The sequence below is a fragment of the Bacillus sp. FSL M7-0003 genome (genome assembly GCF_038628485.1).
GTDB classification, from domain to species: Bacteria; Bacillota; Bacilli; order Bacillales; family Bacillaceae; genus Bacillus; species Bacillus safensis.
The window spans coordinates 405437-423821 of sequence record NZ_CP152024.1; the positions used below are offsets into that span (position 1 = coordinate 405437).

General features: G+C 46.0%; 2 protein-coding genes. Both read left to right on the forward strand.

Going from position 1 to position 18385, the window contains the following annotated elements; genetic code table 11:
* Positions 1-43: 43 nt before the first annotated feature.
* Positions 44-10177 carry an amino acid adenylation domain-containing protein gene (locus tag MHI23_RS02015; protein ID WP_342492233.1) on the forward strand — a complete coding sequence of 3378 codons (10134 nt, stop codon included), beginning with the start codon at positions 44-46 and terminating at the stop codon, positions 10175-10177.
* A 13-nt stretch (positions 10178-10190) separates the two neighbouring features.
* Positions 10191-18383, forward strand: coding sequence for an amino acid adenylation domain-containing protein (locus MHI23_RS02020; protein ID WP_342492234.1), 8193 nt, complete (start codon positions 10191-10193; stop codon positions 18381-18383).
* Positions 18384-18385 lie beyond the last annotated feature (2 nt).

Genomic DNA, 18385 nt, shown 5'->3' on the forward strand with positions numbered 1-18385 from the left:
GCACATTGGCAGCTCTGCCTGATAAAAAAGGAAAGGAACTCATATGAAACCATCAATTATGAACCAATCAAATGTACATGAATCAATGGATACGATTTTACAAGATGTACAGAGAACCATTTTACAAACCAACGAAATCGAACGCTTCGCTGTTTTTTCTCGTGAAAAAACCATTCGACCGCGGCCATATCACCTCTCTCATTTATTTCTCGACAATCACATGGAGCAGGAGGCCGCAGCTGAATCGATACAGACGCAAACGGCTTCCCTTGCTTTAGCGGACATGCCGCCCGCCCTTTCCTATGGAGGGGATCTAGATGTTAAGGCAGGAGCCCAAACCTTGCAGGACGCCTTAACGGAGGCGGCAAAAACGACAAATGGGCTGACTTATATCGTCAATAGTGAAAATGAACTCACACAATCCTACGCGCAGTTAAAGGAGGATGCTGAGCGGGTTTTGACAGGTTTGAGGGCGCTCGGACTTGAACCGGGTGATCCTGTGTTCTTTCAGTTTTCATCCAATCATGCGATGGTAACAGCCTTTTGGGCGTGTGTGTTAGGGGGATTTGTTCCAACATTAGTGTCGGCTGCACCGACCTATCGGGAAATGAATGCCTCTGTGAAGAAGCTTCATCATGCGTGGAAGCTGCTGGAGCATCCGCTCATTTTAACAGATGACTCGCTGGTTGATGAGGTGCAAGGCTTAGCTTTATTGTGGCATACAGACAAGTTACGTGTCGCAGCCGTTGAGCCGATGCTTTCTTTAGAAAGAGATATAGAAGCTTATCCCGCGTCACCGGATGATTCAGTCTTTTTTATCTTAACGTCTGGAAGTACAGGGATGCCCAAATGCGTAGAGCATTCTCATCGAAGCGTGCTGGCGAATGTCAAAGGAACAGTGGCAGCCAATGGGTTTACACAAGAGGATGTGTCGTTAGACTGGATGCCTTTAGATCATATTGGCGGTATTGTGATGTTTCACCTTGTCAATGTGTACACGGGCTGTGAGCAGGTTCGGGCAAGAACAGATGATTTTATCGCTCAGCCGCTGCGCTGGCTTGACTGGATGGACCGCTACCGTGCAACGAAGACATGGGCGCCTAACTTCGCATTTGCGATGATCAATGATTATGAGAAAGACATTTCATCAGGATCTTGGGATCTTTCTGCTATGACTTGTATGATCAATGGGGCTGAAGCGGTCGTACCGAAGACGATTCACCGATTTTTACACTTGCTTGCTCCGCACGGCTTAAAGGGAGACGTCATGAGACCGGCATTTGGCATGTCTGAAATCTCTTCAGCCGTTGTCTTCTCTTTTGCGATAGAACGGGGAGATGAAAGCAGCGGGGTTCTAACCTTTGAGGAAACATCACTCACAGAGCAGCTAAGACCAGCGGAGGCACGTGAGACAGGAACTGTCAGCTTTACAGAGCTGGGAAGGCCAATTCCTGGTATCACGATTCGTATCGTTAATCATCAGAATGAGCTTCTTCCCGAAGATCATATTGGCAGTGTGCAAATTAAAGGGCCGACGACAATGAAGGGCTATTACAAGAATGACGAAGCGAATCAAGAAGTCTTTCAAACAGACGGCTGGTTTCACACGGGGGATTTAGGTTTTCTGCACGATGGAAGGCTGACATTAACCGGAAGAGAAAAAGACATGATCATCATCAACGGGAAAAATTATCACAACTATGAAATAGAAGTCGTTGCAGAGGAAGTACCTGGCGTCGAAACGAGCTTTGTAGCCGCTTGTTCCGCCCGGATGGAAGCATCTGCATCCGACGAGCTGATTCTCTTTTTTACACCGAAGCTGTATGAACCTTCTTATATCATGAGGGCAAGTCAGAATATCAAATCCCATATTGCAACAAAAATGGGGTTGTCTGCATCGCGTGTGATCCCTGTCCAGAAGCACGCCTTTCCGAAAACAAGCTCTGGAAAAATAGAAAGGGCACAGCTCAAGAAGCGATGGCAGGAAGGCGAATTCGATGAAATCATCAAGGAGCTGGACATCAGACTTGAAAATGAACACACCTTGCCTGATTGGAGTTTACAAAAGAAGTGGACACCTGCTCCGCTTCATGAAGCGGAAAAACAAACAGAAGGGAATATGGTGATCTTTGCAGACACATTAGGGCTGGCAGATCAATTGAGATCCCTTTCAAGCAATGAACAAACATATATTACGGTTGAACCGGGTCAAGCATTCACACAACTTACACAAACACACTTCATCATCCACCCGAATCGGCCGTCTGACTACGAACAACTCTTTGAGACGCTCCGTTCGTATGGCGTTTCGGTGAAACAAATCATTCACCTTTGGAACTACACAACTCAAGAAGACACACTTCATGCAGCGTTGGCGAAAGAAGCGCAGAAAACAGGCAGTATGAGTGCACTATATGTAACTAAAGCGGTCGCTGCCTATGATGAGCCGGTAGAGATCACCTTTGTCTCTGCCAATGCGATGAATTTGCCGGAAGATCAAACACATGATGTGGAGAAAGCAACGACAGCAGGATTGATGACAGCTGTTCAGCATGAATGGCCGTTTATCAAGGTGCGGTGTCTTGATTTTTCTCTGGCAGAACCGGACGCTGGCCGTTCTCATGCATCATCGATCATGACAGAGCTCACACATGACACAAGCCATCATATCGCCGCTTATCGTGAAGGTGTTCGTTATACTCCTCTTTTAACACCGCTTCATCTGGAAAAAGAACAAAGGATGAAGAAACCGCCATTTGAATCATCCGGGCTTTACGTGATGACAGGCGGGCTTGGCGGCATTGGGAGTTTGCTTAGTGAGTACCTGCTGACATCCTATCAAGCGCATCTAGTACTGGTTGGAAGAAAAGCGCGAGAGGCTTTATCTGAGGAGCAGCAAGACGTATTGATTTCACTTGAGAAACTAGTGGAAAAGCACGGCGGTACAGTTCTTTATGAAAAAGTAGACATTACTGACGCACAAGCCATTGAAGACCTGATCTCAAGAGAGGAGACGGCATTAGGTAAAAGGCTGCATGGCGTTATTCATTTCGCTGGCATCATTCAAGAAGAGCTGCTTCGTGAAATGACGTCTGTGTCATTAGATGCGATGTACGAAGCGAAGGTATATGGCACGATTGCGCTTCATGAAGCAGCCTCTAAACGGGAGAATGTATTATTCCTTTCTAGCTCGTCAGCTCGAACGTTAAAGGGCGGGATGACCGTTGGCGCTTATTGTGCGGCCAATGAGTTCGTTGAACAATTTGCTCATTATCAGAGGCTGACCTCTACAGTAAAGCCGTATTGCTTTAGCTTTAGTATGTGGGATGAGACCGGAATGAGTGAAGGCTCAATGATCAAAGGCATGCTAAAAGAAAGGGGCTATCTCTCGATTCCAAAACGGGCGGGCATTCAAACAATGATGGCATGTTTGATGACAGATGCTCCTCTCATTTATATCGGGCTGGATCGATCGAATCAGGAAATTCAAGAAATGATACAAGGGGAGATACAAACAGAGCAGGCCGTATATGTCTTTTTCAAGACCGATCAAACAAAGGCTGTTGAAGAAAGGCTGTATCAATCCATTTATACGTGTTTACAGTCTCGTCTTTCTGATGAATATTCCGTCCATCTATATCCTGAAGAATACTGGAAAGAAACAGAGGATGGGATGCCGGACGAAGTGCATTTCAATGAATTAATAGAGGAAAGCGGACATGCTTCAGAGGACAGAGCACCTCAAACCGAGACGGAGAAACTTTTGGCACACATTTGGTCCGAACTGCTTGATGTTTCAAACATCAGCTGTGGTGATCATTTCTTTCTACTCGGAGGTCATTCGCTCAAGGCAACGCAAATGCTGTCTGCTGTTAGACAGAAAACGGGATTTGACGTGCCGCTCGCTGTTCTTTTTGAGCATACGAGACTTGGAGAGTTAGCGGAGTGGATTGATTCACATGCCAAAGCCGATGAAGCGATTCCGATACGGAAAATAGAAAAGGGTCAGGAGCTTCCGATGTCCTATGCCCAGCAAAGACAGTGGTTTCTCTATCAATTACAGCCTGATCTGCCATTATACAATAATACGATTTCCTTTCGGATGAATGGACCTTTAGATGTAAAGGTGCTTCAGCGCAGCCTGCAGCAAATGGTGCAAAGGCATGAATCGCTCAGAACATCCTTTGCGATGAACGGCGATGAACCGGTACAGATCATACATGAGCATATGACTCTTCCAGCGCTTGAGGTGGTCGATGTATCAGATTTGGCATCACAGGAAGAAAAAGAACAAAAAGCGGCTGAGTGGGCGAAAAAAGAAGCGGGCACGCCTTTCCGCTTAGAGCATGATGCACTTTTTCGCGTGAAACTGATTCGACTGTCAGAAACAGATCATTTGCTGCTGATGTCCATTCACCACATCGTGTCAGATGGCTGGTCGATTGGCATTGCCGCAAGGGAGCTGTCCGAATGGTATACAGCGATCATCGAAGGGAGGGAGCCTGATCTCTCACCGCTGCCGATTCAATATGCGGATTACGCACTTTGGCAGAAGGAGTATTTGACTGGGGAAACACTGCATAAGCAGCTTTCTTATTGGAAGGAGCAATTTGCGGTACCTGTGGAAGAGTTGCTGCTGCCGTATGATTATACGCGGCCGGCCGTTCAATCTTACAGAGGAAAGACGAAAAAATACCGCTTATCGAAGCCGCTGTCTGACCAGCTGGCTGCTCTTTCTCAGAAAACAGACAGCACCCTTTATATGACATTACTTTCGGCTTTCTCTACCTTGCTGCATCGATTGTCTTCACAGGATGAGTTTGTTATTGGATCCGTCATTGCCGGGAGAAATCGGACGGAGATGGAGCAGCTTATCGGATTTTTCGTGAATACACTGGCACTTCGGATTGATCATAGCGGGAATCCGGCTTTCACAGAGCTATTAGAGCGAGTAAAGGAAACAACAATGGGCGCCTATGCGCATCAGGATGTGCCGTTTGAGATGGTCGTAGATGAGCTGAATATTGTACGTGAGGCTGGCAAGCAGCCGCTGTTTCAGGTCATGTTCGTTCTGCAAAACCTGCCCCTTGAAGCTTCTCCAATGGGTGAGGCGACATCCGTTTTAGCCATTGAGGATAACGATACGGCTAAATTTGATCTATCTCTGTTTGTTTTTGAAGGGGCGGAAGGTCTTCAATTAAAACTGGAGTATGATGCAGACTTATTTTCTGACGACACGATGGAACGGTTCCTTCGTTACTACGAGCAGCTGCTTGCATGTATTTGTGAAAATCCAGCACAGCCGATCAGACAAATGAATTACCTGCCAGAGAAAGAGAGGAATCAGCTGCTCTATGAATGGAGCGGCACAACAGATCAACCAGCAGGCCCGCTTCTCATCACAGAACGGTTTGAAGCACAGGTGAAAAAGACACCTCATGCGATCGCCCTCGAATCTGGGGAAAATAAGTGGACGTATCAGGAGTTAAAAGAGAAAGTCGATCGGCTTGCCGCTTATCTGCAGCAGCGAGGAGTGAAGCCGCATGAACCAGTAGGGCTTCTGATCGACAGGTCGCCTGAAATGATTTTTGGGGTGCTGGCGATTGTGAAAGCAGGCGGGGCCTACGTCCCAATTGATCCTGAATATCCAGATGCACGCATTGATTATATGCTGAGGGATACAGGTATTCAGCTGTTACTGACAAAAAATGAATGGCTGAAACAAGTCACGATCAGTCAAACCGAGCTCATTTGTCTTGATCAGGGGTATGAAGAGTTTTTATCAGAGGCAGAACTCAAGTCTGCTGCTTTAAAACCTGATGGACTCGCTTATATCAATTACACATCAGGATCAACCGGTCAGCCAAAAGGGGTTTTAATTCCACATCAAGCGGTCATCCGGCTTGTATGCAAAACAGATTATGTCACCCTTAATGAACAAACGCGTATTTTACAAATCGCGAGCTTTTCCTTTGATGCCTTTACGTATGAAATATGGGGAGCCCTGCTCAACGGGGGAAGGCTGATACTGACCGATCGAAATACGATCTTATCAATGGATACACTGGCTGACACGCTGACATCTTACAAGATCACAACAGGATTTCTGACGGTGCCGCTGTTTAACCGATTAACAGAGGAACATCCAGAAGCTTTATGTGGATTCGATGCCTTATTGGTCGGCGGTGATGCTTTGTCAGCTGCTCACATCCGTAAAGCGCTGCCGTATTTACCTGAAGGTCTTTTAAACGGCTATGGACCAACTGAGAATACGACGTTCTCCTGTGTGCATCACATTCGGGCAATGGATGAGGGGCAGGCAACAATTCCTATCGGTCAGCCAATTGCGTATTCTCAGGCCTATGTACTAGACGACCAGCTGCAGCCGGTTCCGCAAGGTGTTATTGGAGAGATTTACGTAGGAGGTACAGGGCTTGCACTCGGATACCTTGGAGATGAAGAAAAAACATCGCAATCATTTATCCCGCATCCTTTCCAAGAAGGAGCGCGTTTATATAAAACAGGCGATATGGGCCGCTGGCTGCCAAACGGCATCATCGACTGCCTTGGAAGAATCGATCATCAAGTGAAAATTCGCGGACACCGCGTCGAATGCGGAGAAATTGAAGCTGCTATGCTGCGCTTTGAAGACATCATAGAATGTGCGGTCATTCCGCATCAGCATGAGAGTGGTCATAAGCGATTGATCGGTTATTTTGTCCAAAAGGGCAGCATGACCACGCAAGACATTCGCCATCAATTAAAAGAAATACTGCCAGATTATATGGTGCCAAGCCTATTAATAGAGCTGGAGGAACTCCCGCTCACGGCAAATGGCAAGGTAGACCAAAAACGTCTTCCGCCGCCAGAGTGGAGACAGGAAGAAGTGGACAAACCGGCTGACAGGGCACTCAGTGAGGAAGAGCGTGTACTGGAAAAAGTATGGACTCAGCTGCTCGGTACGCCTTCGATTGGCGTACATGATAACTACTTTGAGCTTGGCGGAGATTCGATTATTGTCATACAAATGGTGGCGCGCTTAGCACAGGAAGGCTATGTCATTCAGCCAAGGGATGTATTTGAAAAACAGACGATTTCACAGCTGGCACTTGCTATGAAAAGGTCAGATGCTGCTGCGTTCTATGATCAGTCGCCTGTCACAGGAGCTGTTCGTCTGCTTCCAATCCAATCATGGTTCTTTGAGCAATCAATGACAAACCAAGATTATTGGAATTTATCAGCGCATATGGAATTCAAGCAATCCATACAGCTAAAGCAGCTGACACAGGTTCTCTCAAAAATTGTCGATCATCACGATATGCTGAGAGCGATGTATACAAAAACAGCAGATGGATCATGGATTCAAACCATTCGTGCGCCTGGCATCACCCCTTGTGTCACCTTCTTTGATCTGACGGGTGTTTCTCAGGAGGAAGCGCTGGAACAAATCCGCATGGAGACCGCCGCTTGTCAAGGAACGTTGTCATTAGAACGGGGAGAAGTGATCAAAGCCATTCTTTTTCACACAAGTGATGGTACGTCTGAACTCTTTATCGCTGCCCATCATCTTGTAATGGATGGAATCTCATGGCGCATCATACAGGAAGACATATTAAATGGACTGAAGCAGCTTGCGGCAGGGCAGGAAATCGCGCTTGCAAAGAAAACTGCGTCCTATCAGCAGTGGGCAGATGCTCTTTATGAATATGCACAAACCGATCAATTACAAGAGCAGGTTCCTTTTTGGCAAAATATCATCAGTCAAGAGGAAGAGGGTTCTCCTTTTCAAACACCTGCGCTTTTCAATATAGAAGAACATGCAGAGATCCTGTCTATTCAATTGACGAAGGATCAAACAGATATTTTATTAAAACAGGCATCACAAGCGTACCGAACAGAGGTAAACGATTTACTCTTATCAGGACTCACACAAGCCGTTGGAAAGCCGCTGCTCATCACGTTAGAAGGGCACGGACGCGAGGATTTATTTGAACAGATGGATTTGTCACGAACAGTCGGATGGTTTACAAGCTCTTATCCTATTTTTATTCCTTTTATTCAAACCGATGTTGAGAGACAAATCAAAGATGTCAAAGAAACCTTAAGAGCTGTGCCGCAAAAAGGAATCGGCTATGGCTTGCTTCAATACATGACAGCATCTCGTTTACTCAAAAAAGCAGCGCCGCAGATGAGCTTTAATTATCTAGGACAGTTAGATCAAATAGACGGTGAAGCATCTCTTTATTTAGCAGACGAACGAAATGGACATGTACATGATCCAAAGGCAGAAAGACAGCATTTGATCGATGTATACGGATATGTTGTGAACGGTCAGCTTCAAATGAATTTTATGATCCATCGTGAACTGCTTCAGTATGAAGAGGTGCGCCTGTTACCTGAACGGTTCAAAGAAAAAATGGAGGATATTCTGACGCATTGTGTAGAGACAAAAGGCGGCTTTACGCCATCTGATTTTCCAATGGTTCAGCTGACGCAAGAGCAAATCGATGAGCTTCCAGAGAATGTAGTGGATGTGTATCCACTATCTCCGATGCAGCAAGGGATGCTGTTTCATGCTCTATTAGATCAAGCGTCACAGGCGTATTTTGGTCAAGTGCATATGACGCTCGTAGGCTTAACGGACGGCGCAGCCTATGAAAAGGCCTGGAATCTGCTTGTAGAGCGTCATTCGATTTTACGGACAACATTTGCTTGGGAAGGGCTAAAGGAGCCTGTTCAGTTGATTCAATCAGAAGGAAGCATTCATCTCACTCAGCACGATGTGCGCCACCTGAGTGAAACGGATCAGAAGGAAGCCATCCAGCAATATTTGCAAACAGATCGTTTAAAGGATTTCAAACTAGAAGATACGGATGAACCGCTGATTCGTATTGCTTTATTCCATCGTGATGAAAACACATGCACGTTTATTTTTAGCTTTCATCATATTTTAATCGATGGCTGGAGCTTGTTCAGCTTTATTGAAGAATCCTTTTCTTTATACCGCTCTCTTGTGGATGAACGGGAGGTGGATCTTCCTGCTGTACGTCCATATAAAGATTTTATCGAGTGGCTGCAAAAGCAGGATCAAGAGAAGGCGCTAGAGTTCTGGAAAGGTTATATGTCAGGAGTAGAAGAGGCTACACCACTTCCAGGAGACGGCGGGCATGCTTCGGATGAAGATGCAGGTGTTGATCAGCTAAGTATCAAACTAACACCCGAGATGCAGGAGAAACTCGAAAAGATGACAGGCGCGCAGAAGGTGACAATGAGCACATTGATTCAAACAGCATGGGGGCTGCTTTTGCATCTTCATTCAGGATCAGAGGATGTTGTGTTCGGAGTGACAGTATCAGGACGGCCGGCGAATTTACCACAGGTTGAAAGCATGACAGGGCTCTTTATAAACACATTGCCGCTCCGTTTGCCGATTACGCCAGAGTGGACCATTTCCAAGCTGCTGGCACATACGCAGGACACAGTTTTTCAGATGCGGGAATTCGAATATACCGTACTGCCAGATATTCAGCAGCTGACCCACATCCCGAATGGAGATTCATTGTTTAACAGCATTGTCGTGTTTGAAAACTATCCGATTGAATCTATCGAGCCATACGGGGTACGCATTTTAGACATTGCGAGTCATGAAGAAACGAACTATGACCTGACCCTTGTGGCAGTTCCGGGAGATACGCTGGAGCTTCGGGTCACATATCGCTTCAATCAATATACAGAAAAGCAAATACAATCGCTGATGCAGCAGCTGATCCATACACTTGAAGCGATGACAGAACAAATGGAGACACCCCTCTCTTCCTTCACGATCGTGACGAATGAAGAAAAAGAGCGGATGATCACCGATTGGGCGAAAAACGCACAAGTCAGCGTGCTGTACCCAGATCAAGAAGAGGTCTATTCAGGTGTGCATGATCCTTCCTGTGAGACGGAAATATATGTCCTGAGCGAAGAGCATCAGCTCATGCCGGTAGGATTTTCTGGAGATATTTTTATCGGTGCAAAGGATATCAAAGCAATTTGCGGGGAGCTTGCCGATTGGATGGAGACGCATAAAATTCCGCATCCATTCAAACATCAAACTGGCGAATACCTCTATCCGACAGGGGATGTCGGCGTTTGGACTGAAGAAAACAAGATTCAGATTTTGGATTGGATGTAGGAGGAGAAGAACGATGCTAGTGAGTAGACGAAAAGGACATGCAGCAAATCATATCGTCAGAATCAACGGAAAACGGATGGATCTCAAAGCATTAGAGCAAGTCATGATGCTTCATTTTCCACTAAAGGAATGTGCAATCATTCCGAAGAAAAATCAAGAAGGCAGTCTATCGCTTGTGCTATTTGCACAGGCGAAGGACGCTTCGCTGACAAGAGAGGATCTGATGAAAGGTCCGCTTCATCCTCATGAAGTGCCAGCCGCTCTCGTCTTATTACCTTCTTTGCCAAAGACAGAAAGTGGAGCAGTCGACACAGAGGCACTGCTTTCAATTGAAATCATAGATCAAGAGGAATTAAGAAAGATAGAACAGCGCACCAAAGCTATAGATGGAGTAGAGGAAGCGGCCGCTTTCATTGAAAGTCAGTCAGAAAAACGCATGCCCTATCATCTAGATGACCTGTTTCCTGATCGACAGCGTGCTCAAGGGAACGGACCGCTTTCGAAAAGTGAAGCGAGCGAAGCAAAACCATCATCTCTACATGAGAAGCCGCCCGCACTTGTGTATGGCGGAGATGTGATCAAAAAACCAGGCACACCTGTCACACTGACAGAGGTGCTGATTCGATCAGCCTTTATGTCACCAGACCGCGGGGTGACTTATATAAAAGAAGGCGGGCATACGTTGACCCAAACCTATCCTGAATTACTAACAAGCGCTGAACGGGTTCTGTCCGGTTTAAGGGCAGCAGGACTGACAAACGGCGATCAAGTATTACTTCAATTGAAAGACCATCAAGATTTTATCACGGTGTTCTGGGGCTGTATTCTCGGAGGAATCATTCCGACCCCAGTCTCTGTGCCGCCTGTTTATGATGAAGTGAATCAAGGTGTGAATAAGCTGAAGGGCGTGTTTCAGCTGCAAAATGAACCTTTCATTATTACGAATGAAGCAAGTGCTGAGGACATTGCTGGGCTGCGTGAGACATTTGAAGCAAAGGTCGTGCCTATCTTAACAATTGAAGCATTGCTGGCGTATGAACCAGATGAACAGCATTATGAGCCGGAGCCGAATGAGCCTGTGCTGCAGCTGCTGTCTTCAGGAAGTACGGGTGTACCAAAGTGTATCCGTCATCATCATCAAAGCATTTTATCTAGAATTATGGCCTTTGAGCAGGTAAACGGCTTTACACATGAGGATGTGTCACTTAACTGGATGCCGCTTGATCATGTTGGTGGAATTGTCATGTTTCATGTACATGACGTCTACCTTGGCTGCCAGCAGATAAGTCCATCCATCGATCAATTTATCGAGCGGCCGATGGTGTGGCTGGATTGGGTAGAAACATACGGTGTCACAAGGACATGGGCACCAAACTTTGCCTTTTCCATGATGAATGAATATGAAGACGACATTCGTAAGGGAAACTGGGACCTGTCCACTCTGACTTATATCATGAATGCAGCCGAAGCAATTGTTCCGAAAGTCACGCAGCGCTTCATGCACATTATGGGGCAGCACGGATTAAGCCGTCATGCGATGGTACCTGCTTACGGCATGTCAGAAACATCCTCTGCCATTGTTCAGTCAAAGAAATTTATGCGGAACAGTGAACAGGATGGACAGCTGACGATTGATCAGACCTCGTTAACAAGTGAGATCGAATATGTGACGCACGATCATCCGAACAAGATGACGTTTACAGAAGTCGGCACGCCGATTCCGTCTGTATGGATTCGAATTGTAGATGAGCATCACGAGGTGCTGCCAGAAGATCAGGTTGGGCGCTTGCAGGTGAAGAGTCCAACAATTATGATGGGCTACTATCAAAATGAAGAAGCCAATCAAGAAGTTTTTGCGGAAAACGGCTGGTTTCACACAGGGGATTTAGGTTTTATTCATGAAGGGCGTCTCGTTCTGACAGGTCGAGAAAAAGACATCATTGTTATCAACGGCGCTAACTATTTGAATTACGAAATTGAAGCGGTTGTAGAAGAGGTGGACGGGGTCGAAGTCACTTTTGCCGCTGCGTATGGCATTTATAATTCCGAATCAAGCAATGACACGCTTGCCGTCTTTTTTGTCTCACAAAGGGATTCAATAGAGGAACAAATCGCGATGATTCAACAGATTAGAGAGGCTATCATTCGAAAAATCGGCATAGAGCCTGATCACATCATTCCAGTGAAAAAAGACCAATTTCCAAAAACGGAGAGTGGGAAAATTCAGCGTGCCCAGTTAGGCGCAGCACTAAAAGAAGGAGCCTTCCGTGACATTGAACAGGCACTGGATCTTGCTTCTGAAAATGAACAAACACTCCCAGATTGGTTTTTCAAACGCATTTGGGCTAAGGAGCATATCGGTCCAACTCAGCCTTTTACTGATCATGCACTCGTTTTCGAGGATGAAAAAGGGCTGTATCAATCGCTTTACGCCCAATTGCAAAAGAAACAGCCATATATTTCTGTGAGAAAAGGGCATGAATTTTTGCGTCTGTCCAAAGGGATGTACCAGATAAATCCGAGAATCAAGGGGGATTACGTCAGGCTCATTGCCGCACTTGAAGCAGATGAACTAAAGATCGGGCGTATTCTCCATCTTTGGAATGTGTCAGACAAAGAAGACATCGTTGATCCTGGGCAGTTCAAAGAGCTGCATGCCAGCACCAATCAATCCATTTTGTACTTGTATCAAGCCTTGAGACAAGCAAATAAAGAGCCCATCCGTCTTGTCGTTGTGACAAAAGGTGGTCAATTTGTGAAGCCTGAAGACGATCTTCATGTGGAGAAAACGCCGCTTGTAGGTCTGCTAAAAACCATTCCGCAAGAATGGGAAGGTGCAGAGGTGTCTCATCTTGATATTGAAGCGGAGAATGTAGAACAGGATGCCAAGCATATTGCGGAAGAATTGTCTGCGATTCATATAAAAGCAGAGGTGTCCTACCGAAATGGGGACAGGTTTGTACCAAAGCTGGAAAAAGTCAATATGATCGAAGCACCTCAAACAGAAGGGTTTTTAGAATATGAAGGTCTTTATTTATTGACTGGAGGACTTGGCGGAATTGGGTTTGAGCTGTCTAAGCAAATGCTCCAATTTGGTTTAAAGCTCGTATTGATCGGACGTACATCTCTAGAAGACAGCTTGGAAAAGAAAGAAGCCTTCTCACAGCTAAAAGATGTTGGTGACGTCATTTATATCCAAGCGGATGTGACCGATTTACGTGACGTTGAACAGGCGATTTATGAAGCAGAAAAGCATTTTGGACAATCAATCCGGGGTGTGCTGCATTTAGCCGGTGCTGGTCATGTGTCTGAGCATTTTCAGCAGGTGGACAAGTATACACTGGCTCATACGTCAGAAGAGGATTTCACAAAAGAAATGTCAGGGAAAGCAGACGGAGCATGGGTCCTGCAGGAAGCCTTTAAGTATGATCCGACAGTACCGCTTGTCTTTTTTGGATCGGTCAATGGCTTTTTTGGCGGCACAACATTTGGGGCATACTCTGCGGCCAACAGCTTTTTAGATGGACTCGCGCACGCTCTCACCTTTCAAGAAGGAAGACGAGCAATCTCTTTGAACTTTAGTATGTGGGATAATCTCGGTTTGTCTAAGGGTCATACCGGAGCAGCTATCACCGTTCGCAAGGGATTTCAATTGATTGGAAAGAAACAAGGTCTCCATTCATTATGTTTAGGTGTCCGGCTCAATGAAGCGCATCTGTTTATCGGTCTGGACGGAGCAAATCCAGACATCGCCGGGTATCTTCAGCCAGCTCCAATACCGGTCTTTGAGAAAAAGCTTTTTTACACCGTTCAGCCTGGCAAAGAAGTGCATGTTGAAGAGATCACGAGCATCTCAAAAGGCAAATGGGACATTCAGCAAGTACAGGAAATACCGAAAAAGCAAGATGGCTCTATTGATCATGAAGCACTCAAATTGAATCATGACAAAAACGGACAAAGCCTTGAAAAGCAATTGCCAGAAACGAAGACAGAGCAGCTTCTTGCCGCCATCTGGGAGGACATTTTAGATGTAGATCGCGTGTACAAAGAGGATCAATTTTTCGACCTTGGCGGACATTCACTAAAGGCGACTCAAACCATTTCCCGGATCAATCATGAATTTTCAATGAAGGCGCCTTTAAAAATATTATTTGAAAGCAAACATCTGGCACATCTGGCGCAAATGGTTGATGACATCAAAGGGGCGCCAGCCGTTCAGGAAGCTAAAATTCCAAAGCTTGAAAAGCAAACAAGCTATGAACTGTCACATGCTCAGAAGCGTATTTGGTTCTTATCGACATTAGAAAAGAGCCATCATTACAATATATTAGGTGCTTGGAAGCTGACAGGACCATTACACGTTCAAGCATTAACAAAAGCGATTGGCCTTTTAACAAAGCGGCATGAAGCACTTCGGGCAGTATTTAAATCACTTGGCGGCAAGCCGGTTCAACTTATTCGTGAAGACCTTCCGCCATCTGTGACAGTGGCAAATTTCTCGTTATTTAATGAAAAAACAAGAGCGAGAAGACTCAAGCAGCTCATTCAGCAAGAGGCAGACCGCGTTTATGATTTAGAAAGAGGACCTCTTGCGCAGTGGACGATAGTAGATATGGGCAAGGAGGAGTATTATCTCCTTTGCGCGCAGCACCACATCATTTCAGATGCATGGTCACTCAGCCTGCTCATTCAGGAATTAGAAGTGGCATATGAAGCGCTGCTTGCAGATGAAACGCCGCAGCTCCCAGCCTTAGAAATCGAATGGACAGACTATGTACATTGGGAAAATGAACAATTAAAGCATCATCAAGAAGACCAAGCCTATTGGCTCAATACGTTACAAGGTGAACTTCCAGTGCTGGAGCTGCCGTTTGACCGTCCTCGTCCGCCGGTTCAAACATTTAACGGTTCTACAGAGCAAATCGTACTGGATGAACCGCTTATCCGCCGCTTGCAGGCTTTGTCCAAGCAGCAGGGCACGACCTTGTTCATGACGATGCTGTCCGCGTACTACGTCCTGCTTCACAAGCTGTCCGGACAGACAGATATCATCATTGGATCGCCTATCGCGGGCCGGGATGCCAAGCAATCAGAGCAGCTCGTTGGGATGTTTGTGAATACACTTGCGCTGAGACAGGACGTCTCAACAGCTGAGACGTTTGCCGACCTCTTGGAAAATGTGAAAGAAATGACATTAAAAGCGTTTGAGCATCAGCATTATCCATTTGACAAGCTTGTCGATGACCTTTCGTTAGATAGAGATTTAAGCCGGTCCCCTATTTTTCAGGCGGCAATGGGGTATGTCACCGATTCGCTCGATGTAAACCTTAAAGGGCTGACAAGTGAACATGTGATGGTCCATCATACAGTATCTAAATTTGATCTCACCCTGCATGTATTTGAACAGGAAGAGCAGCTGTCGATTCAGGTGGAATACAATACGGATTTATTTAATCAAGAGACCATTCATCGTTATATGAACTATTATCTCCATGTGCTAGATGGCATGACGGCACAGCCTGAGCGTACATTTGCGGATTATTGCTTAATGAACAAAGCGGAACAGGCGGCCATGATTCTAGGCAAAAATCAAACAGATACGCCATATCCAAAGCGAACGCTTCAAGAATTGTTTGAAGAGCAGGTGCAGCGTGATCCGCATCGTATTGCCTTGTCCTATATGGATGAGCATATGACGTATGAAGCCTTGGATAAGAAGGCGACAAAGCTTGCTGCTTACTTGCAGTCAAAAGGAATTGGACCAGGCTCCCTTGTCCCGATGATATTTGATCGCTCCTTTGACATGATTGTTTCGGTACTAGGAATCATCAAATCTGGTGCTGCATATGTTCCGATGTCACCTGAATATCCTGATGCACGCATCCGTCTCATTGTTCGTGATACGCAAAGCGATGTGATCATCACTCAGTCTCATCTTGCAGATCGTCTAGTAGGCTTTACAGGCACAAGGATTATCATGGACAAGCCAATACCAGAAACAAATGCAGGTTATCAAAGAGAATCATCGATTATAGGTGAAGACCAGATCGCCTATGTCAATTACACATCAGGCTCAACAGGTACACCAAAAGGCGTAATGCTTCCTCATGCAGGAGTTGTCCGCTTAGTTAGAGAAACAAACTATATCAAGCTCGGTCCAGATGACAAAATGCTTCAGCTCTCAAACTATGCTTTTGATGCTTTTACATTTGAATTATGGGGGATGCTGCTGAATGGCGGTCAGCTGATTTTACTCCCAAAATATGCAGCACTGAATATGGAAGAATTAACGCAATTCATCAAAACGTATCAAGTGACAGCCAACTGTCTGCCAACCGCTTTATTTAATCGACTGGTAGAGCACGATCCAAAAAGTGTGGCAGGCTACCGCACATTACTCGTTGGCGGGGAAGCCATGTCTAGTGAGCATGCACGAAAGGCACTGCCGCATATGGAAGGTGTGCTCGTCAATGCTTACGGTCCAACAGAAAATACGACATTAGCCACAACACATCAAGTCACACACGTGCCAGCAGGCGCAAAATCAGTTCCAATTGGTGTGCCGGTGTCGAACTCAACTGTCGTCATACTGGACGATGCGCTCAATCCAGTACCAGCAGGCGTCAAAGGAGAAATTTATATCGGTGGAACTGGTCTTGCGAAAGGCTACCTTCATGATCCAGAGCAGACAAAGGAGCGGTTTATTGACAATCCTTTCCCTGAACTAAAGGGAGACAAGCTGTATCGTTCAGGCGACCTTGGTACATGGCGATCAGATGGCACCATTGAATACCTCGGCCGAAAAGATCATCTAGTGAAAATTAGAGGCTACCGAATTGAATGCGGAGAAATTGAGACAGCCCTGCTCAAGCATCCGCAAATCAAAGAATGTACAGTCATCGCCAAAACGTATGGCAGCTCAAAACGGCTGGCGGCCTACCTTGTGACAGATGGAGAAAATCCTGTTCCGGGCTGGAAAGCCTTTTTGCAGGAAAGCCTGCCAGGCTATATGATTCCAAGTTACTTTGTCGTACTGGATGAAATGCCGGTGACAACGAACGGGAAGGTTGATCAAAAAGCACTGCCAGAGCCAACAGAAACAATTTCCCTTTCCGATGATGACGACAAACCGGTCACCGAAACGGAGGAGCGGATTGTCGCAGCTTTCAAGGAAGTGCTTGGTGTGAAGCAAGTAGGTATGCATGACTCCTTCTTTGATCTGGGCGGCGATTCCATTATGAGTATTCAGGCTGTGGCCAAATTAAAAGAAAAAGGTGTTCGTGTTGATCCAAAATGGATTTTCATGCACCCGGCGCCTGCGCAATTAGCCGCCCATTTGGACGCAGTGCCAGAAGCCGCTGAGAACGTTGAAAGGTCTCCGAAGGACTACGTGATCGAGCTGAAAAAAGGCGATCCAGCCGAACCGAGAATATTCTTTGCGCCGCCTGCTGGTGGAACAGTGATGGGCTATATTGATGTTGCTAAGCTCATGACACATCAAGGGGCTGTGTACGCCTTGCAGTCTCCTGGCCTATATGAGGATGAAGAGCCGCAATTCCTCCATTACACGGAGCTTGTAACCCTTTTTATTGAAGCTATTGAGACGTTCTACCGTCCGGGCATTGACTATCTCGCAGGGCATTCAATGGGCGGGCATCTTGCCTACGGAATGAATCAGCGGCTCTGCCATGCAGGAAAAGCACCGAAAGGACTCATCATTTTAGATACGGTGCCAGTGCTAAGAGATGAGGCAGATCAGGCACTTCATGCCGATATGAACGAAGAAGAAGTAAAAATGCTCGCACTTGTCCTTGGAATGGGGAACCTGGTCGGCATTCAGCCAGAAGCTTTACAAGGATTGAGCTTCCAAGAAGTGAAGCAGAAAATACTCAAAGAGGCAGAAAAGGATGAAGTTGTTCATCAATTCATGAATGATCAATATTTAGATAAATATTTGCAAATGCAAACGCATAATACGATCATGTCACAAGCCATTGAATTAGAAAAAGAACCATTCCCTGTGCCATTTTATATTGTCCAAAGCAGTGATCACGCAAGCGATTTTCAGAAGAAGTTCGCAGATTGGGAGGCTTATACGAAAGAGTCGTGCTCGTATTACCACATCAAAGGCGACCATGTCACCATGATGAAAAGACCGCAGGCAGATGAACTGGCACGGATTCTTCAAACGATTATAAAGGGGTAAAG